Source organism: Cetobacterium sp. ZOR0034 (genome assembly GCF_000799075.1).
Taxonomy (GTDB): Bacteria; Fusobacteriota; Fusobacteriia; order Fusobacteriales; family Fusobacteriaceae; genus Cetobacterium_A.
On sequence record NZ_JTLI01000021.1, the window covers coordinates 1 to 21,450 of the forward strand.

The 21,450-nt window shown below is 28.3% G+C and carries 16 protein-coding genes; all 16 read right to left on the reverse strand.

Annotated elements, in window-relative coordinates; all coding sequences use genetic code 11:
- Positions 1 to 914: AAA family ATPase (locus tag L992_RS05555; protein ID WP_047394886.1), on the reverse strand; the 914-nt coding region annotated here is incomplete at its 3' end.
- A 252-nt stretch (positions 915 to 1,166) separates the two neighbouring features.
- Positions 1,167 to 5,288, reverse strand: coding sequence for an autotransporter domain-containing protein (locus tag L992_RS05560; RefSeq protein ID WP_047394889.1), 4,122 nt, complete (start codon positions 5,286 to 5,288; stop codon positions 1,167 to 1,169).
- Positions 5,289 to 5,475: 187 nt separating this feature from the next.
- Positions 5,476 to 5,721 carry a hypothetical protein gene (locus L992_RS05565; protein WP_047394891.1) on the reverse strand — a complete coding sequence of 82 codons (246 nt, stop codon included), beginning with the start codon at positions 5,719 to 5,721 and terminating at the stop codon, positions 5,476 to 5,478.
- Between the two features lie 282 nt (positions 5,722 to 6,003).
- Positions 6,004 to 7,470, reverse strand: coding sequence for an HD domain-containing protein (locus tag L992_RS05570; RefSeq protein WP_047394893.1), 1,467 nt, complete (start codon positions 7,468 to 7,470; stop codon positions 6,004 to 6,006).
- Positions 7,471 to 7,695: 225 nt separating this feature from the next.
- The gene (galU, locus tag L992_RS05575; protein ID WP_047394895.1) at positions 7,696 to 8,571 is read right to left on the reverse strand and encodes a UTP--glucose-1-phosphate uridylyltransferase GalU; all 876 of its coding nucleotides are present in this window, start codon (positions 8,569 to 8,571) and stop codon (positions 7,696 to 7,698) included.
- 88 nt (positions 8,572 to 8,659) lie between these two features.
- Positions 8,660 to 9,856, reverse strand: coding sequence for a dTDP-glucose 4,6-dehydratase (locus L992_RS05580; protein ID WP_047394898.1), 1,197 nt, complete (start codon positions 9,854 to 9,856; stop codon positions 8,660 to 8,662).
- Positions 9,857 to 9,869: 13 nt separating this feature from the next.
- Entirely contained in the window at positions 9,870 to 10,739 is an 870-nt protein-coding gene (gene rfbA, locus L992_RS05585; protein WP_047394901.1) for a glucose-1-phosphate thymidylyltransferase RfbA, read from the reverse strand.
- A gap of 11 nt (positions 10,740 to 10,750) precedes the next feature.
- Complete coding sequence (locus tag L992_RS05590) at positions 10,751 to 11,692, reverse strand: beta-ketoacyl-ACP synthase III (protein ID WP_047394904.1); 942 nt, start codon at positions 11,690 to 11,692, stop codon at positions 10,751 to 10,753.
- Positions 11,685 to 12,248, reverse strand: a complete 564-nt coding sequence (locus L992_RS05595) for an acyltransferase (RefSeq protein WP_047394906.1) — start codon at positions 12,246 to 12,248, stop codon at positions 11,685 to 11,687. Before L992_RS05595 ends, L992_RS05590 begins: the two co-directional genes overlap by 8 nt.
- Positions 12,249 to 12,250: 2 nt before the next feature.
- On the reverse strand, positions 12,251 to 13,375 hold the full coding sequence (locus L992_RS05600; RefSeq protein ID WP_156110650.1) for a DegT/DnrJ/EryC1/StrS aminotransferase family protein: 1,125 nt from the start codon (positions 13,373 to 13,375) through the stop codon (positions 12,251 to 12,253).
- A 16-nt stretch (positions 13,376 to 13,391) separates the two neighbouring features.
- Entirely contained in the window at positions 13,392 to 14,825 is a 1,434-nt protein-coding gene (locus tag L992_RS05605; RefSeq protein ID WP_047394911.1) for a lipopolysaccharide biosynthesis protein, read from the reverse strand.
- An 8-nt stretch (positions 14,826 to 14,833) separates the two neighbouring features.
- Positions 14,834 to 15,916, reverse strand: coding sequence for a TDP-N-acetylfucosamine:lipid II N-acetylfucosaminyltransferase (locus L992_RS05610; RefSeq protein WP_047394914.1), 1,083 nt, complete (start codon positions 15,914 to 15,916; stop codon positions 14,834 to 14,836).
- 50 nt (positions 15,917 to 15,966) lie between these two features.
- Positions 15,967 to 17,130, reverse strand: coding sequence for an EpsG family protein (locus tag L992_RS05615; protein ID WP_047394917.1), 1,164 nt, complete (start codon positions 17,128 to 17,130; stop codon positions 15,967 to 15,969).
- 91 nt (positions 17,131 to 17,221) lie between these two features.
- Positions 17,222 to 18,025: a glycosyltransferase gene (locus tag L992_RS05620; protein ID WP_052193917.1), complete on the reverse strand. Its 804-nt coding sequence runs from the start codon at positions 18,023 to 18,025 to the stop codon at positions 17,222 to 17,224.
- Positions 18,026 to 18,761: 736 nt separating this feature from the next.
- Positions 18,762 to 20,258, reverse strand: coding sequence for an asparagine synthase-related protein (locus tag L992_RS05625; RefSeq protein ID WP_047394918.1), 1,497 nt, complete (start codon positions 20,256 to 20,258; stop codon positions 18,762 to 18,764).
- Between the two features lie 24 nt (positions 20,259 to 20,282).
- Positions 20,283 to 21,449, reverse strand: coding sequence for a nucleotide sugar dehydrogenase (locus L992_RS05630; RefSeq protein ID WP_047394921.1), 1,167 nt, complete (start codon positions 21,447 to 21,449; stop codon positions 20,283 to 20,285).
- Between the last annotated feature and the right edge of the window lies 1 nt (position 21,450).

The following is a 21,450-nucleotide window of genomic DNA, read 5'->3' on the forward strand; positions in this document are numbered from 1 at the left end:
GTATTTACCCAGTAAGATATTAAATCTCCATTCTCACAGTGATTTAATATACTCCAAGGGTTATACACTTTTTCATTTCCAAAAGTATAACCGTTATACCAACTCTTAGCTAAATCGAGCTCTGTTTCTAATCCATAATATTTTAAAATAGTTTCTACTTCACCCTCTGTCATTCCAAAATGATTGTAATTATTTGTTAATAGCGTAGAAACTTTCAAATTATTTAAACTAGAAAATATAGATTCTTTTGCCACTCTCAAAATCCCAGTTACTACTGCAAAAGAGATTGGTGCATCCTTTAAGGCTTCACCATAAAAATCCCCTATCAGCTCTTTCACCTCTTCATAATAACCTTTTTCATGAGCCACTATCATTGGCGAATCATACTCATCTATTAGTAGCACTGGCTTTATTCCAGAATATTTATATACAATATCACTCAAAAATTTTAAAGCTCTTGTCAAATCTGTATCGGATTCTCCTAACCAAACTTTGTCAAAATACATCTTCTCTTTCAGATTAAGTGACTCTCTAAGATCTTCATAGTCATTATATAAATCACTCAAAACCGAGCTGAACTTTTGTAAAAATTTAGAATAGTTCTCTCCATTAATCCCCTTCATAGTTAAAAATATAACTGGATATTTTCCTGCCTCAGCCATATATTTACTCTTTTCTATATTTAAACCTCTAAAAAGTTGATTATTCTCCTCTGCATTTTTTCTATCTAAAAAGTATTTCAAAGTACTCATATTCAGAGTCTTACCAAATCTTCTTGGTCTACAAATTAATGTGACCTTAGCTCTTTTCTCTAAAATTTCCTCTATAAATCCTGTTTTATCAATGTAATAGTAGTTTTCTTCTATTAACTCTTTAAAGTCACTCACACCGATTGGTAATTTTTTGCTCTCCATACTTTCCACCACCTTTTTTTAATATATTATACCACATTCTAAAACTCTCATCAAAAAAAGACCCCTAAGGTTTTTTTATAATTTTATTGATTTTTATTTTGAATAAAAGTATAATATTTCTAACAAACAAAAAGATTCAATGACATAAGTTTCATTGTATGAAAAAGAGCTAGGGGCGAAAACTAGCTCTTTTTTTATTTTATTCATTGTGTATAATTATTTTTAATTGTATTATTAGTAAAGTTAAATTCATTAAAATATATACCCTAAAGATACCCCTCCAGATACACTCTGCATGTCATCTCCTACTCCATAAGTAAAACTAACTCCATAACTATATCCACTCTCACTCATCAGTTCCGTTCCTATAGTAAGGTTGCATTTCGAACCACCAAAGTCAGGTCCTTCCAAGCTAAATCTACTTCCGTCTCCAATTCTAGCATCTACTCCTGCTTCAGTATCACCAAACAGATATGAATATCCCACCCCTAGGAATATCTGTCCTTTTATACCTTGATATTGAGCTATCTCTTTTTGAAGCTGAATTCCAACTTCACCTTCAAATATATCCCCCTTTAAACTATCCGCCTTCATAGACATTTTCTCACTTTTTTCATCTATCGATTCTCCAGATATATAGCTATATCTAAATCCAACTTTTGGCTCTAAGCTCAATCCGTTTGAGATATTATGATTATAACTTCCTTCAACTCCAAGACTTAAAACATCTACATCATACTTTTCATCAAACTTGAAATAATCAACTTTATTTTCTAAAACCCTTTCACTTTCATATCTATCTTTTCCATATCCAAGAGATCCAGATATTTTAAACTGCCCAATCTCTCTTCTTGAAAATACCCCCAGATAGAAATTATCACTTTCTAATTTAGATGCAGTCTCATCTAAATTAACTTTTCCAGAACCTCCACCAAAAGCTATTCCAACTCCAGTGTTTTCATCTATTCCATACTCACCAAGTGCAAGAAGTCCTGCAAATTGACTTTCATGCCCATACTCGCCATCAAAGCTATCTTTAAATCCTAAAGCCTGCCCCTTCGTTCTCCACTCACCAACCTTCACTTCCCCATCAAAACCTCGAACCGCATCCATCCAAGTCTTCGAAACATCCGAACTCATCTTTAACGAGTAAGTGTAAGGTGTTTTATACATTATTCCTGCTAAGATTCTTTCAAACTCCTTTTCATTTCCAAGATAAAGAGAATTCAAATCTCCTAAACTATCAGAAGATATTATACTATTATATATATCCTGATACTTCGAATCCATTCCAATCTCTTGAAGTTCTTTCATAGAAAATTCTAAAACTCCGCTTTCAACTTGAGATACATTGTAAATAAACTGTGAAGCTAAGATATCCTCATCCTCTAAGACTACTTCTGTTCCTATTAAATCCACTCTGAAAGTACCCTCACTATCTAAAACTAAATCTTCGCTATGAAGTATAAGTTTTCCCCCTTCTTCTGATGTAATACTATTTCCTTCGATAGAATCAAGTGAGTTTTCTCCAGAAGTCCCCACTCCTAAAACTAAATTACTATTCGCAGATATTTTTATATTCCCACTTCCATTAAGTTCTATATCTTCAGATACAATCTTTGCTGACGATTCAATATAGACATCCCCTACATATCTATTCTCATCAAAGTTACTTATATTGGCCTTAACAATAGTCAGCTCTCCTTCAGTTCCTATCGTTAAATTATCCTTTCCAAGTCCTCCATCTATCGTCGTACTAGATAATAGTAGATTTCCTGAAGATGAATCAATTTTTAAACTGTCATCTCCATCCCCTAATAATATATCCCCTTTTAAAGATGTGTTGTTTTCTATAACTATATCTGAAGAGCTACCTGAGTTTCCTAGTATATTTCCCTCTATCTCAGTGTTTGATAAAGTAATTTTATTAGTTTCATTTAAAACTATATCTCCAACTATATTTCCACCTTCAGAGTTTAATTCTGCTCCTTCTAATTCAAAAGCTATTCCTAAACTATTTACACTTCCGCTGAAGTTAACTTTTGAATTTTCTAAAATCTCTATAGCATTCTGTCCTGCATTTACAGTTCCAGATAGATTCAACTCAGAAGAGTTTACAGATAAAAGATATTTATCAGGTTCTTCCACAAAATTCTCACTTTGATTTAAAACTCCTTCCAATCTTTCCCCCGTTATAGTTAAAGTCTCATCAGATTTTAAAACCTCATCTTTCTCTATATTTTCTATACTCTCTCCTACTGATTCACCAGCTGCAATTACAACTTTATTCTCTGAGTTAAACACAACTCCACTGTTGATTAATGTACTCTCAGAATCTACATTTAAAATAGTATCTAACTGTTTTTGTGTTATTGTTTCTTCAGAAAAATCCTTTAATTTTATAGTTCCCTCATTTTTTATTAAAGCACCACTCTCACCCTTCATAGCTATACTTTTATCCTCTAAGTTTAAAGCTATTGTTCCTGAATTCGTCACAGTTGAATCTTTCCCAACTCCAAGCATACCAACTACATCAATACCGACAAGATCTATATTTCCACTATTTATAGCTTCACCTTTTCCAGATAAAACAATTCCTTTAGCTCCATCTCCTTCAACAGTGATATCTCCATAGCTATTCAATATAGATTTTTCATCATTTAAAGTCCTCTTCAATCCCTCAACCATATAGATAGCGTTAGATGAGTTTCCATTCACTTTTATCTCTGCATTTTTAGATATATTCACTGTTGAAGTTGAATCATAAACTATCCCATAAGCATTTGGGTCATTTACATGTATGCTTCCATTGTGGTTTATAACTGAGTAGTTCTCTGCATAGATACCATAAGCTCCCTTTCCCCTAGTGTGAATAGAACCGTTATTTGTAGCTATTGAATTTGAAGAGTAGATTCCATAAGCTTTTTCGCCATGAGTTTCTATTTTTCCATTATTTACAAACTCAGCTTTTTTTATATCTATCTCATCTAAAGTTACTCCAAGCTCTTCGGCTAATCTGTATACATCATCATCAGCTAAATAGCTGTCTAAGTAAACTCCGTAGGCTTTATCACCCTTCGTTATTATTTTTCCTTCAACTTCATTTACAAAAGTAGCTCCTTTTTCTGATGTAAATATCTCTTCAGTTGTAACTCCATTCTCATACATTCTTTTTATAGTATAGGCAGTAGAATTTACACTTACTCCTTTTGCTCTATCACCACTTGTTTCTATTTTTCCATAGTTACTTCCTGTTGAACCACCTCTGACATCCATACCATTTGCTCTATCACCTTCGGTTTTTATATGTCCATCAATCCCATTTGTCCCCTCTGAGTTTTTAAGAGTAATACCTCTTGCACCTTGACCACTTGTATATATGTTTCCATCATTTTGAACTGTCGAGAATGTACTATCTATACCGTTAGCTCCTACTCCTGCTGTTTCTACTGTTCCTCTATTGATAACTTCTGATTCTTCATTCTCTCTATATACATCCACAACAATTCCTTTGGCTGCTTCTCCATTTGTAAGAATAAAACCACCTTTTTCATTTAATCCAACCCCATTACTTATTCTAAGTCCTGCTGCTGCATATCCCGTTGTTTCTACAGCTCCAAAGTTACTCATAGTTCCTCTGTCGATATTCATTCCTGTGGCCATTTCACCTTTTGTTAGAACTTTTCCATAGTTTTTAATAATGCCTTGATCCCGGTCCTCATTGATTTGACCATAAATCCCCGTTCCATATTTACCTTCGGTTTCTATAACACCATCTTTTCCATTTATTCCAATTCCACTATTTCTTATTCCAAAAGAAGCCTCTCCTGTTGTTTTAATATATCCATTATTTACCCCGGTAGCTGTACCTTGAACATCTATACCTGAGTTTACACTGTGGTTATCAAAGGCATCCCCTGTAACCTCAATTGTTCCTACATTTTCAAACTTAGAGTTAGAAAGTATAAGAACTCCCATAGCATTTACTCCATTTGTTTTTATAGTTCCCTCGTTTCTTCCATTACTACTAGTTGTTAATTGCATTCCAAGAGCTCCATCTGCTGTTGTTTCTATCTCACCTCTATTTATTAAGGTAGAAAAATTACCCGACATACCAACTGAATTAATACCATTTAGAACTATTCTTCCAGACTCTGAGTTTATAATCTCAGCTTTATTCATACCAGATATTCCTATACTATAGTTTTGATCTGATGTTATTAATAAATCATTCACAAATTCCTTTCCGTCTACAACAATCTCTGAATTTGAATATAGAAGTGTCCCTGTTATTAAAAAACACACCAACACACTAACATTAAATGAAACCTTTCTTTTTAAAAATCTTTTTAACACTCTTTCCTCTCTAATCATACATTCCCCTCGCTTAGTATATATAGTTCTTTGATCAATATTTATATTATATTTTAAATTACATCTCTTATCTACTTGAAATTTTTTTAAGTTTTTTTAAAATATCTTCAAGATTAATTATATGGACAAGGATATTATCTTTTCAATCGAACACAAAAAAAGAGCTAGTTCACTAGCTCTTTTCTACTTATAACACCTTTTCCAAAGTTTTCCTAACTCCACCAACCTCTTTAATCATATCTAAGAAATACTCTTCGATTAAATCAGCCATCCCAATTTGAACTAAATCAATCCCAAATATATTTTTATTTGAAAGAATTTTATTCAATTTTCCTTTTTCATAACTACTAGAATCCAAGTATTTTATACTATTCAAATTAGCTTTCAACTCTTCCAATAGAGGATCACTACTCAAAGGCATTGTTACTCTCATCAGATAACACATCCAACCAGCTATAACTAAAGGAATATACTTTAAATTTCTTATATCTAACTTTTCATCTGCTACATTCGCTTTAATAGTTTCACCAAATCTAATCCCAATTAATAATCTTTTATTTTATATTTTTTTGTAATCCATCACTCTACTACATTTTTTCGAATGACGTCCAAAAAAATCTAATTTTCTTCTGACACTAAAGTTTTCATTATAAATATTTTTATATCTAAGCTCAATAGTTATATTTGATAATTTTTTGTATAGTCATATAACGTTTTAACTCCCTAACTCCTCTTTCACAACATCAATAAAAGTCTTCTTCAAAATCTCTTTCTTTTCCTTCGGCCCAAATATATAAAACGATATATTATCAAACTTCTGATAATCCTTTTGTGGTAAAAGCTTAGATAAGCTTCTCTCCTGCTCGTCTATCATAACATTAAAAGCTGAAGGCTCTCCCTTATGATAAAACTTATTCGACCTTGTGATTATAAACAGATCTCCCGAATCCAACCCCAACTTAGTTCTCATCTTTTTAACAATATCAACCCTTAAATCTCTTCTATCATTATCCAAAAGCTTCTCTTTAATATATGTAAGCATATTCTCATCCACAATCTCTTTCTCCAAGAAATCACTATACTCATATATCGTCTTCCAAGTCGGCTTCAAGAAATCCCTCGTAAACAATTGAACTATATTCTTTTTAATGAAATCATCCTCTTCTCTCCCATTTACAGAATCCAGATACCTATCCTTTAGCATCACGTATATATCACTATCTGAAACAAACTCCTTAGATACAGCAGCAGGTGAGAAATACTTTTTATAGAATTCAAAACTTCCATTTTCCTTCTCTTTAGCAATTATATGTCTTATAATATCAGAAGTTATATAATCTGTGTAAACAGGAATGTGATGATTATATACCCATAGATACAACATATCTCTTGAATCTATTATTGATTGTAACGCTGGTATTCCACTACTCGAGAAACACAGCTTTTTATTCTTTATATACATAGATCTTAAAAGTCTAGGAACATCTATATGAGGTGCTGGATATCCACACATATGATTGTCTCTCATCAAATAGTCAAGTTTATCCACATCTATGCTATCTGAATTTACTATCGATATCATTATATTTCTTGCCCAATAATCCTTTATAACTCCATCTTTTTTATACAAATTACCAGTTATTATTCTACATATAAACTCGTAATCTACATTCTCATTTTTATCCAATAAAGGTGCCATATTTTCTAAAATACAATAGCACGACATAATCTCATGAGGAGACCCTTTTGAATCTTTTCCAAATATCTCTTCGAAATTTATATTTCTATATCCACACTTAGGCTTCAACTCATCTTTTATTAAATCTTTCTCATAAAATCCCTCTCCTAAATGTGATAGAGGTGCATGACCTAAATCATGCAACAGTGCTGCTATCTTTAGGTTATCTCTATAGTATTCTGTGGACTTTCTACAAGTTATCTTATCACATACAACTTCGAAACTCTCTTCAATCTCATAGAAAAAATCCATTGCTAACTTCATTACCCCCAATGAATGTTCAAACCTTGTATGAGTTGCAGATGGAAATAGATATCCTGCTGTCAGTTGCTTTATATTCTTCAATCTCTGAAAGCTTGGAGTATCTATTATCTTTTGACATTCTTCATCTAACGTTACATACTCATGTACCAAATCCTTAATTACCTTTGTTTTTCCCTTCACAATTCCCCTCCCTATTTATAGTTAAACTATTGTAATTACATTATAATCTTTTTTTTATATATCCTCTACTTGAAAATTTTTTAAGTTTTTTTAAAATCTCTTCAAGATTAATTTTATGAACAAAAGTGTTTTTTATTCTTTTTCAACTTTATAGGACTATTTTTTATTTTACTTAAACCTCCTAGAAAGATAAACATATTATCAATCTAGAAGGTTTTTTAATTTTTATAATTTTATCGATTTCAGGTACTCTTTTAAATCTTCGCTTGTTTCAGAACTACGTAGTCCAAACTCTATATTAGCTTTTAATAATCCAATTTTATTCCCTATGTCATACCTTTTTCCTTCGAAGTCATAAGCTAAAACTTTTTTATTATCATTTATCATAGCTAAAATAGCATCTGTAAGTTGAATCTCTCCACCTTTACCAGCTTCTGTTTTTTCTAAGTAGTTAAATATATCTGATGTTAATAGATATCTTCCTAAACAAGCCTTAAATGATGGCGCTTCTTCTAACTTTGGTTTCTCAACAAAATCAGACATAACTACAGTTCTAGAATCAAGTTCCTCTACTGGTTTTACTACTCCATATTTAGATACATCCTTTGGATCTACCTCTTGAACACCTATTATAGAAGAACCATATTCATTATACTTCTCTATAAGTTGTGCTGTTACCTCTTTATCAGGATTGTACATTATATCATCTCCAAGAGCTATTACAAAAGGTTCATCTCCTATAAAACTCTTAGCTTTTAATACAGCATGTCCTAATCCTAAAGGATGGTTTTGTCTTACATAATATATATTAGCCATACCATGAATAGTCTCAACTTTTTGTAAAAGTTCATCCTTTCCACCTCTAGCTAATGTATTTTCTAACTCAAACGAATGATCAAAATGATCCTCTATCGAGTTTTTGTTTCTTCCTGTTACTATTAATATATCCTCTATTCCAGACTCTACTAGCTCCTCTACTACGTATTGCAGTGATGGTTTATCAACGATTACCAACATTTCTTTGGGCTGGGCTTTAGTTGCAGGTAAAACTCTAGTTCCTAATCCCGCTGCTGGAATAACTGCTTTGGTTATTTTTTTCATAATTTTTATCTCCAGATTCTTTTAACTTTATAAATTTCGTTTCAACCTTTTTTTATTCAACTTATTACTTACTCAAAAAAATCTTAGTCTATCTATCCTTATACATCTCATTATAATATTTCTGATAGTCACCAGAAGCTACCTCTTCAACCCAAGCTTGGTTATCTAGATACCATCTGATAGTCTTTTCGATTCCCTCAGTGAAAGGAGTCTCTGGGTACCATCCCAGCTCAGTTACAATCTTTGTAGGATCGATAGCATATCTAGCATCATGCCCTAGTCTATCCTGAACATAAGTGATCAGATCATAGTTTATATTCTCTACATCTGTAGTTAATACACTTCTATATTCAGGCTCATCTCTCATTATTCTAGCTATAGTATCTATAGTCAATTTTACAATATTGATGTTTTGCTCTTCATTGAATCCACCGATATTGTAGATTTGGTGAGCTTCTGCTTTTGATATTACCATATCGATTCCCTTACAGTGGTCCATAACATAAAGCCAATCTCTTACGTTATCTCCCTTTCCATATACTGGTAACTTCTTTCCAGCTAAGATATTCTTAATGATTAAAGGAATCAACTTCTCTGGGAAGTGGTAAGGTCCATAGTTATTAGAACATCTTGTTATATTGAATGGGAACTTATATGTCTCTCCGTACGCCATAACTATCATATCCGACGCTGTCTTTGATGCTGAATATGGACTACGAGGATCAAGTGGAGTCGTCTCTAAGAACATCGCATCTCCATAAGTTTGAAGATTAGCTCTTCCAGAAGCTATACTCGCCACAGCCGGATCTAAGATTAACTCTTTTGCAATCTCCCAGTCCTTAGCTAAACTTCCATATACCTCATCTGTTGAAACATGATGGAATTTTTTCCCCTCTTTATAGATAGGATAACCATTCGAATCCTTTCCAACAGTCCAGAAAGCTTTTGCAACCTCCATCAGACTTTGTGTTCCAAGAATATTTGTCTCTAAGAATATCCCTGGATTTTCTATACTTCTATCCACATGAGACTCAGCAGCAAAGTTAACTACATAATCTATATCATGAGCCATAAATATATTCTCTACTAACTCACGGTTACAGATATCTCCCTTAAAGAAAGTTACTCTGCTATCCTTTAACTCTTCTCTTATAGTCCCAAGATTCCCTGCGTAAGTTAACTTATCTAAGATAACTATCTCTATATTTTCATACTTCTCTAACATATATTTTACAAAGTTAGCACCGATAAACCCAGCACCACCTGTCACAAGATACTTTTTCATACTAAAGTTCCCCCTATATCTCTTCACTAATCTCAACTAAGTACTGACCATACTCTGTCTTCATCAATGGATTAGCTAATTCCAATAGTTTCTCTTTGCTTATCCATCTATTTCTGTAAGCAATCTCTTCTATACAAGCTACATAGTGTCCTTGTCTATTTTGAATAGTTTCTATAAAGTTAGAAGCTTCTAATAAAGATGAATGTGTCCCTGTATCTAGCCATGCAAATCCTCTACCTAAAAGATTCACTTTTAAATTTTTCTCTTCCATATAGATTCTATTTAAATCAGTTATTTCTAACTCTTCTCTTTTAGAAGGTTTTAAATTTTTAGCTTTTTCTATTACACTATTGTCATAGAAATATAATCCCGGCACTGCAAATTTAGATTTTGGTACTTCTGGTTTTTCCTCTAATGATACTACATTTAAATTCTCGTCAAACTCTACTACACCATAAGCTCTTGGGTCTTGTACTAAGTATCCAAATATCTCTGCTCCATCTTCCAACTTTGCAGCTTTTTTTACAACTGGTGAGAACCCTTGACCAAAGAAGATATTATCTCCTAAAACTAAAGCAACACTATCATCACCTATGAACTCTTCTCCAATTATAAAAGCTTCTGCTAATCCTTTTGGCTCTTCTTGGATTTTATACTGGAATACCATTCCTAAATCACTTCCATCTCCTAATAACTCTTTAAATACTGGCAAATCTCTAGGTGTTGAAATTATCAAAACCTCTCTTATTCCAGCTAACATCAATACAGATAATGGATAATAGATCATCGGCTTATCGTACACCGGCATTATTTGCTTACTTATAGCTTTTGTTAGAGGATAAAGCCTAGTTCCTGACCCTCCTGCTAAAATTATTCCCTTCATACTCCACCCCTCTAAATTTTTTCATTGTATTCAAATAATAGAACTCCAGATGACAATCCTGCTCCAAATGAGAATAAAGCTACTTTTGAGCTTAAATCTAGTTTTTGTTCTCTATTTACTTCATCTAAAGCTATTCCTATTGATGCAGAAGAAGTATTTCCATATTTTTCAACGTTCGAATAAAATAAATTTTTATCTACTTTTAACTTTTTTGCTATTCCATCTATAATTCTAGTATTAGCTTGATGAGGTATAAAAATATCTATCTCTTCTTTAGTTAAATTTGTTTCTAAGCAAACTTTTTCAATCAATCTAGTTCCTTCTTTTACAGCATACTTAAAAACTTCTTTACCTTCCATTTTTATAAATGGGTCAACAACTAAAACTTTATGGTTTTCACCATCTGAAGAGATTTCTATTTTTTTTATTATATTTTTTGAAGTATTTGATAAAACTAAAGCTGATGCTCCATCACCAAATAAAACCGCTGTATTTCTATCTTGCCAATCTAAAATTTCTGAATTTTTTTCTGTACTAACAACAAGTATATTTTTATATAATCCTGATTTTATATAAGCATTAGCCATACTTATAGCATATATTAATCCGCTACAAGCAGCAGTTATATCAAAACATGGAATATTTTTTAAACCTATTTTTGCTTGTAAAATACAAGCTGTTGAAGGATAACCTTTATAATCTGGCGTTGCTGTTGATAATATTATCATATCTATTTCTTCTTTTTGAACTAAATTTTTAGATAATAAATTTTGAACTGCTTTTAAAGCTAAATCTGAAGCTTTTTCATTCTTTTCAGCAATATATCTTTCTCTTATTCCAGTTCTTTCTACAATCCATTCATTTGAAGTTTCTAAAGTTTTTTCAAAATCAAAATTTGTTAATTTCTTAGTTGGTACATAGCTACCTATAGCTAAAACTCCTACATCAAACATTTTTATCCTCTTCTAATAATTGTTTTTCCAATTCTAATAAATCTTTTTTTCTAGCTTTCAATCTTTTTACCGGGTTACCAAAATAGATACTCCATTCCTCTGTTGACTTAGTAACTAAACTATTAGCACCTATAGATGTACCTTCTCCTAATATAACTCCGGGTAATACAACTGTACTAGCTCCTACTAATGAATGCTTTTTTAAAATTACTTTTCCTTCTTCCACTTTTTTAAATTTACTAGGAACTGTCGGATTTGTTAAAAATTCACCACTATAATCATCCGAAACACTATAGATAGTAACTCTTGATGAAATACCACTAAAATCTTCCATTTCTATTCCTGCACCACCAAAAAGAGCACTATATGTAGCTATATGTATATAATTCCCTATTTTTATATCTCCACTTAAAATACAAAAATCATCTATTCTTACATTATTTCCTATTGATATTTTTTGAGGAGAGTATATACTACATTTATCACTAATTAATACATTTTCTCCAATCGATTTAAATCCTATTTTATTTAACTCTTCTCTTGTATAAAATCCCATTTTTACCCTCCAATCTTTCCTATCGCTTCGCATATATAATCAACAATTTCTAGTTCTAAATCTCCATACATTGGTAAAGTTAAAACTCTATCTGAGATATATTTAGCATTTTTTAATTCAACATTTTTATACTCTTCTTTGTAACAATCAAAATCTGTTATCAATGGATAAAAATATTTTCTTGTAAAAATATTATAATTTTGTAATTCATCAAATAATTCATCCCTTGTTTTACCAAATTTTTCTTCATCTATTACTATTGGAAAATATGAATAATTATGCTTAACATCTTCTAAATCATGAATAAAACTAATACCTTCTATAGAATTTAAATGCGTTCTATATCTATTGGTAATATCTTTTCTTTTTTGAATTTGCTCATCAATATATCTTAAATTAACAATTCCCATAGCAGCTTGAAATTCATTCATTTTACAATTCAATCCAACTGCTTCTACTGTTTCTGGTCCTGTTATTCCAAAGTTTTTATATAATCTTAATTTTTTTTGTAAGTCAGAGTTATTATATGTTAAAGCTCCTCCCTCAATACTATTAAAAACTTTTGTGGCATGTAAGCTAAACATAGACATATCTCCAAAACTTCCAATCCCTCTATCTTTAATCTCTACTCCAAAAGCATGAGCTGCATCATATAAAACCTTTAAGTTATACTTTTTAGCAATCTCTTCAATTTTATTTACATTACAAGGATTTCCAAATACATGAACAGGCATTATGGCAACCGTTTTTTCTGTTATTAAGCTCTCTATTTTTTCTGCATCTAAATTATAAGTTTGCATCTCTATATCACAAAACACAGGTTTTAAACCACAATTTACTATTGCGTGTGTTGTTGAAGCAAAAGTAAATGGAGTTGTTATTACTTCTCCAGCTTTTGGTAATTCTAAAGCTTTTAAAGCTATCTCTAAAGCCAAATGTCCATTACTACACAGTGTTGTATTTTTTACTTTCAAGCATTGTGTTAATCCTTTTTTAAACTCCTCATGTAATGGTCCCATATTAGTTAACCAACGTGATTCCCAGATCTTCTCTATCTCTTTAGAAAATTCTGAGAATGGTGGTAAAAAAGATTTTGTGACTAATATTTTTTCCTTTAATATCTCCAATATTCTTCCCCCTTTTTTACTTTCTCTTTAATATTTTTAATATATACATAAAACACTCTAATTTTAGACTGTATGATAATCCTAAGTATGTAATTATTCCAACTAAAATTTGAAACAAAATTAAAATTAAATCTGATAAATTAAATTTTGATAGTATCATTATAACTATTCCCATTATTAATGAAAGAATCAATGATGGTAGCACATCTTTCATTTGCTCTAAATATCCATAATCCAACAGTTTTTTATTAGGATAACCATTTATAAATGATGCTAATAATCCTGATATAACTACTCCTATTGCTATTGCAAAAACTCCATATTTTAAAGATATCATTAAAATTATTAAACCAATTATTTTTTTTACTATCTCTAATTTTAAAAATACATCACTTCTACCGATAGCATTTATAGCCTGTAAATTTGCTGTATGAATAGGCCAAAGTGCATACGAAAGACAAAATATTCTTAAATATGGAATGCAATCTAGCCACTTATCTGTTAATAATAATTTTATCAAAGGCTCTGATACAGCTATCAATCCTATCATTAGAGGAAAAATTATATATGAACTCGTTACAATTGATCTTCTCATAATTTCTTTTACCCTTATTTTATTATGCTGTTCTGCTGCAAGAGTTGGAAAGATTACAGATTGAATTGCTCCGTTAAAATTGGAAACAATTAATTGAGGAAATTGATTTCCACGATTATAATAACCCAACATAGCTGGATTATAAAATTTTCCTATAACTAAGCTTGTCAGATTCATATATAGTGTATCTAATAATGATGAAATCAATAATTTACTCCCAAAAATAAATAATTTTTTTATTCTTTTAAATGAAAACAAAAACTTTGGTCTCCACTTTACTATAAACAATAAAACTAAACAAATCAACAGTTGATTCATAAGTTGTTGATAAACTAATGTCCAAACTCCAAATCCTTTATAAGCTAAAACTATTCCTAAAACTCCTGAACATATAATTCCAATTAAGCTACTAAAAAATTGCTTCTTAAAATCAAGATTTTTAGCAATAAATACATTTTGAATTGAATTAAAAGCTCCTAAAAAAAGAGTCAAAGATAGCACTCTTAAAATATTAATTAATTCATTCATTTTATAAAAATTAGCTATTATAGGTGCACATAGATATAAAATAAAATATAAAATGCCTGCTAGTCCCAAACTTAGATAAAATACAGATGAATAATCAAGTTCATCTGTATTTTTCTTTTGTATAAGAGCTGTACTAAATCCACTCTGAATAAAAACATTTGCTAAGGCTATAAAAATCATTATTATAGCTATTACTCCATAATCTTTTGGAGATAGTAATCTAGCCAACACAATTTGAATAACAAACTGTATTCCTTGAATCCCTGTTCTTTCTAATAGTTTCCAAATTAATGAAGATAATACTTTTGTTTTTAAACTACTTTCCATATCCTCTCCTAAACATTAAAATTTTCTTCCCAAATTTTTTTTATATATTCGTCTGAATAAACTGTTTTAAGTACTTTTTCTTTATTTGAAATTATTTGATTTTTTTTTAAATCTTCAAATTTGTTTATTTCTACCACATCATGAATCTCTAAATTTAAATCATTTTTTAAATAATCCCAACTTGAAATGTCACTTCTCATATAAATTTTCTTATTTAAATAAGCCAATGCAAATATATTTCCTAGACCTTGCTGTCTATTGTGATTAAAAATCAATATATCTATATCTGATAAATATTCTGCATATTTTTCAGGCTTGAAAAATTCTAACATACCTATAAATTTTTCCCCAAATTTATCTTCACCATATTTTTTAACTTTTAAAGCGTTCTCAGTATTACCATATGATAAAGGTACAAAAATTTTAATATTTTCACCTTTAAATTTTTCTAATTTATCTAAAATTTCTAAATGATTATTTTCAGGATCAGCTGAATTTCCAACTTGAATATTCAAAATATCTTTATTATTTTTTTTATCTTTATATTTTTCTAAACTACTTAAATCAACAGGATTTATATATATTGCTCGCTTTCCAACTCCTTTAACATCATAAAATTCTTTAGCTAAATAATAGTCTCCTTCTGCCAAGTAAGAAATTTGTCCTATATTTTTTTTTACATAATCTTCCATTTTATAATATATCTTTTTCTTAAAAGAATTTATATTCCTATTTCTATATGAATACAAATCTCCTCCCCACATAACCCAGTTACATTTTTTTAAAAACCATGGATTAAAAAATAAAAATAATATTGTTAATGAACTAAGTAAACTATGTAAAATTATTTTTTTACTTTTTATCATGTTTATATATATTCTTAAATAACTTAAAATCATATATAATTTTTTTAGAAAAGAATTTTTTATTTTTTTATTAAAGGATTTAACTCTTTTTTTATTAGGTATATTAATATAATTTACTCCACTCATTATATAAAATAAATGATCATTTATTTTAAAACTCTTTTCTATAAATTCAATGTATGAAACTATAAATTTTTCATTTGGCATTATGTGTAAATATTTCATTAATTTAATCTCCTTCTATAATCTAAATGTTTTAGCATCATAATAACCTTTTATTTGTTATCCTCTTCATAAATCATCTTCATCACTTTTTCTTGATAAATGTACACTTTTTTTTCTGTTAATCTATTTCCTTTTAAAATCTCTATAAAATAATTTTTATAATTTCCATATCTAAATTTATTTAATTCACTATTCGTTATGCTTTTGTAAAAAATACTAGAAAAAAATATCAAGTATATAATTGGCAATATCGTTTGAAAGCTTGTTTTCCTTTTATTTAAAATTTTAACATATCCCACACTTGACAAAACTATCGCTAAGAAAAATGATAAATAATTTTGAAATCTATACAATATATTCAATTTATATTGTAAATTTAATATAATGCAAAATAATATAGCTGCATTTTTTATATAATTTTTTTTTTGAAAATAGTAATCGTATGCAAAAAAAACTATATATATATACATACTTGACATTATTAATCTTTTAATTATCTGAACTAAATTTATACTTCTCTGGCCATATCTGGTATTTGTAAAGTAAAATTCAAATTTTTGTAATCCTGGCACTAGTTTTGAAAATAATGAAAATATAACTTCAATATTTTCAATAGCTACAATACTTACAATAACAAAAAAAATTGTATTTTTTAAGTTTAAATTTAATTTATCTAAAAAATATAACCCCAAAAATATAATCGCTGTTTTATGAAATTGAGAGGCTATTAAAATAAATAAAAGATATCTAAATATTTTCTGCCGATCTATATATTTTAATGCATAGATAATTATAGTTGTTGCTATTAATTGCCTTACTACTGGTTCTATACAAGCATTATATAAATATAAACTTAAATAAATAAAGGTTGCTAGCTCTTTATTTACTGATCTTTCTCTTAATTCTTTTAATAAAATAGCTGCACAAATAAATAATGTAACTCCCATAAATATTGTATAATCCATTCTAAATATTTTTTTCATTAATAAATTATACAATAGATACCCCATTTCTATTTTAGTATTTATAAATTTATTTTTATCTTCTATATTATTATATATTTCACGATATGCTAACCAATCCGTCCCCATATAATAAGAAAATGATAAAAAGATTAATAATATAATATCCTCAATTTTTTTTATAATTTTACTTGTTTTTTTTATAATTATATTTTTTAAAAAATACATTAAGATTACATAATAAGCAATCATTATTTCTCCTTTACTTTTAAAAATCCAATTAATATTATTTTTTAGTCTTATTTTAATTACAATATAAACTCAAATTTAAAACTCACATTATTTAAATATTTTTATTTAAATTTTTAATATATAATTTTATTTTTCTTGGTATTGATATTTTTATTATCAGTCTAATTATATATATATAGTTTATTTTAGAAAGTTTTAATTCTTTTATTGCTCTTACTTGATTTTTTAAAAGTAATCTATAGCTCTTCGTTAATATATTTCCTTCAAAATATTGATTCTTGTGTATTCTTTTTGTTACTAAAATTTGTGCTATATTTTCAGCTTTAAAGTCTTTTAAAATTCTTATCCAAAGATCATAATCTAATTGTCCAGATAATTCTTGATTATAACCACCAATTTTTAAAATTACATTTTTTCTATACATTACAGAACTATGATTAAATGGACATTTTTTTGGCATAATATTTTTTATTTCTTTATATGTTCTAGGATTTTTCATTTCTCCTATTTTTTGTGATTTTTCATCTATAATAATACTATCACTTCCAACTAAAACTACATCAGAATTTTTGTCTAAATATTCTTTTTGAACTTCCAATCTATTTGAATATGATGGATCATCTGAATCAATATTAGCTATGTATTCACCTTTAGAATTTTCTAAAGCTACATTTAAAGCTTTTCCTCGTCCTAATTTCCCTAGATTTATAACTTTAATCCTATTATCAAGCTTTTCATATTTCTCTAGTATTTTTAAACTTCTATCTGTTGAGTTATCATTAACTATTAAAAATTCAAAATTTTGATATGTTTGCTTCAATATACTTAGAATAGTCTCTTCTAAAAAATCTTCTGCATTATAAACAGTCATTATAACACTAATTAAAATTTTCATTTTATTTATCTCCTACTACTATTATTTTTTGTTTTATTAAGCATTAATTTAGTATTAACATTACGTTTAGATAATCTTCAGAATAATATCTATCGTTATATATAGAATTCTATAAGAAATTTTCCTAATTTTTTAAACTTAATAATACTTGTAGAATAGTTATCATAATGTATCATTTAATATTACAATAACTATTTAAATATAATTTTATAAATCATACAATTTATTTCATATTCATTTAGAGATAAATAGACAAATTTTTTTGAGCTTTACAGTTCCTATAACATACTTATATATTTTTAAATTAAATTTAATATAATATCTGTTATTATTAGTATGACTTTTATCTCATTTGTATATAACCTACGAATAAAGTTAAATATGTCTAACTAAAAGATTACTAGAGCAATCATCTTACAACTGTAAAATCTATAATATCTGAGAGATATCCTCATTCTTTTTCACCCTATATCTATAAACCCAAATTTAATTATAATCTGTTACTTCAATATATTTAATTAAATTTTGCTAAATAAAATCACTACTCACCTTTGCTTTTACTCTAATTTTTTTATCTAAAATCACTAGATTTTAATTCAACTTCATTAGTTTGTATGATCATACTATTTAAAAGAAATAAGATATCAGATACTACTTTAAAAAATTTAGTATTTTAAATTAAGAACACATACTTTTTAAATTATTCGGTTCGTTTATCATTTCGTCGAATTTATTTTTATAAAAACTTCTTAAATAAAATATAATTTTTTAAATTATCTGAAATCAAATTTTTATCTTCTATTTTTTTTATTTCTTTTTCTAAAAACCCTTCTCCTTTAAAATCCATTTTTTCTCTTTCTAACTTTATTGAGAATGGTGTCGTTCGCCCTTTAAAATTAATATCTTTCAATTCAGATTTACATAAATCAAAAATAATTTTTTTTCTTTGGTTTTTCTCTGTTAAAAAATTCTCTGGTAATGTTACATAAAAACCCAAAGCTTTCCCTTGAATATAAGGAAATTCAAATTTATATCCCTCATCAACTAACATCCTATATTTCTGCATTTCTCTTGCTGGTAATATTCTGTACATAAAGAAATATGCAATTAAGTGATTTCCACTATATTTTTTCGACAATAATTTAATAGTTTCTTCTATTCTAGAGATATATTCGCTATTTCTTTCAGAAAATATTCTATGAACACCTAATATATTTAATATAAATTCAAATTCATTTTCTGCTCTAAATGAATTTGATATTTTTTTTAGCCTATTTGTAAATCTACCTAATTTTGTATCTTTACTAATACTGATATTTTTCAATACATATGATAACAATATACAAATTTTTCTATATGGTCTAAATTTTTTATATAAATTAAATGCTAAATTATGAGGTAACCCCATATAAAGAGAATCCGCAGCTTGCCCTTCTATAATTACTCTATTTATATCTCCATTTTGCTTAGCAATTTTATATTCTAAAGGGGCTATTGGATCAAAAATGGGTTCTAAATACTTTTCTATATATTCTATTCTTATTCTGTCATAATCCTCTATATCTGAATTTATTACTATTTGGTTTATACTTAATTCTTTACAAATATTTTTTGATCTCTCAAGTTCTTCTTTTTGTCCCGGCGATTCTACTGTCACAACAAAATCATCTTTTTTTAAATACTCTTTACTCAACTTTAATATTAACGAGGAATCTGCTCCTCCTGAAAGAGTAAACATAACATCTTTATTTTTTAATATTTTTTTTAAATTTTCGTTTAAAATTTCTTTGAATTTTATAAGAACTTCATCGTAATTTAATATTGTTTTATTTTTTAAATCCCAATGTAAACTTTCTATTTCAAATGTTAATCCATCTTTATTTTTTTTTACTTTAAGTTTTGAATTTGGAAAAATACGGTAAGTATTCTTAAATAATGTATATGGTGGTATTATGTACCCTAGTTCCAACATCATATATTTTGACGAATCATCTTCTTTCAAATTAAAATTATTATTTTTAAAAAATTTCAAATTTTTACTAAAAAACAATTCATTATTTTCATAATAAAAGTAATAATATGAATCAAAGTAATCTATTATTTCATCTTCTTTTAAAGTCTTAAATATTTTTTTTATAAAATTATTTTCTATTTTCTGAATTCTATTTTCTTCAACCAAAAAAATACTTTTTAATTGCTCTATTTTTAAATCTAATCCATTGTAAGTCAACATTTTTTCCTCTCTACATTTTTTTTATTAATCTCTTCCATATAAATCCCTCGTATAAACTTTATTCTCTACATCTAATAACTCTTCTGATAGTCTATTACTTACAATAACATCACTTATCGATTTAAACTCTTCAAAGTCTTTTATAACTCTTGAGTTAAAGAATGTTTCCTCTTTTAGAACTGGTTCATATACTACAACTTCAATTCCTTTAGCTTTTATTCTCTTCATAACACCTTGAATAGATGAAGCACGGAAGTTATCTGAATCAGTTTTCATCGTAAGTCTATATACTCCTACTATCTTTGGATTTCTTCTTATGATACTATCTGCAATATGATCTTTTCTAGTACTATTAGAATCTACTATCGCTTCAATCAAGTTATTAGGAATATCTGAGTAGTTTGCTCTTAACTGCTTCGTGTCTTTTGGTAAACAATATCCACCATATCCAAATGAAGGGTTGTTATAGTGTGCTCCTATCCTTGGATCAAGTCCTACCCCCTCTATTATATCTTTTGTATTTAATCCTCTTAACTCTGCATACGTGTCTAACTCATTAAAATAAGCAACTCTTAAAGCTAAATATGTATTTGAAAATAGTTTTACAGCTTCAGCTTCTGTACTATTCATAAATAACATTTGAACATCTTTTTTTATAGCTCCTTCTAATAATAGATTTGCAAACTTTTTAGCTGCTTCTGATTTATCTCCCATTATTATTCTACTTGGGTAAAGATTATCATAAAGAGCTTTTCCCTCTCTTAAAAACTCTGGTGAGAATATAATATTCTCTATTTCGAACTCTTTTCTAATTTTATCAGTATATCCAACTGGTACTGTAGATTTTATTACCATCGTAGCTTTTGGATTAATACTTAAAACATCTTTTATAACAGCTTCTACACTGTTTGTATTAAAATAATTTTTTTCTGGATCATAATCTGTAGGTGTTGCTATCACTACATACTCTGCATCTTTGTATGCTAACTCTTTATCTGTTGTTGCCTTTAATTTTAACTCTTTAGTTGCTAAAAATTCACTGATTTCTTTATCTACTATTGGAGATTTTTTATTGTTAATCATCTCCACTTTTTCAGAGATTATATCTAGTGCTACTACCTCATTATTTCGAGCTAAAAGTATCGCATTAGATAATCCCACATATCCTGTCCCTGCTATTGTTACTTTCATT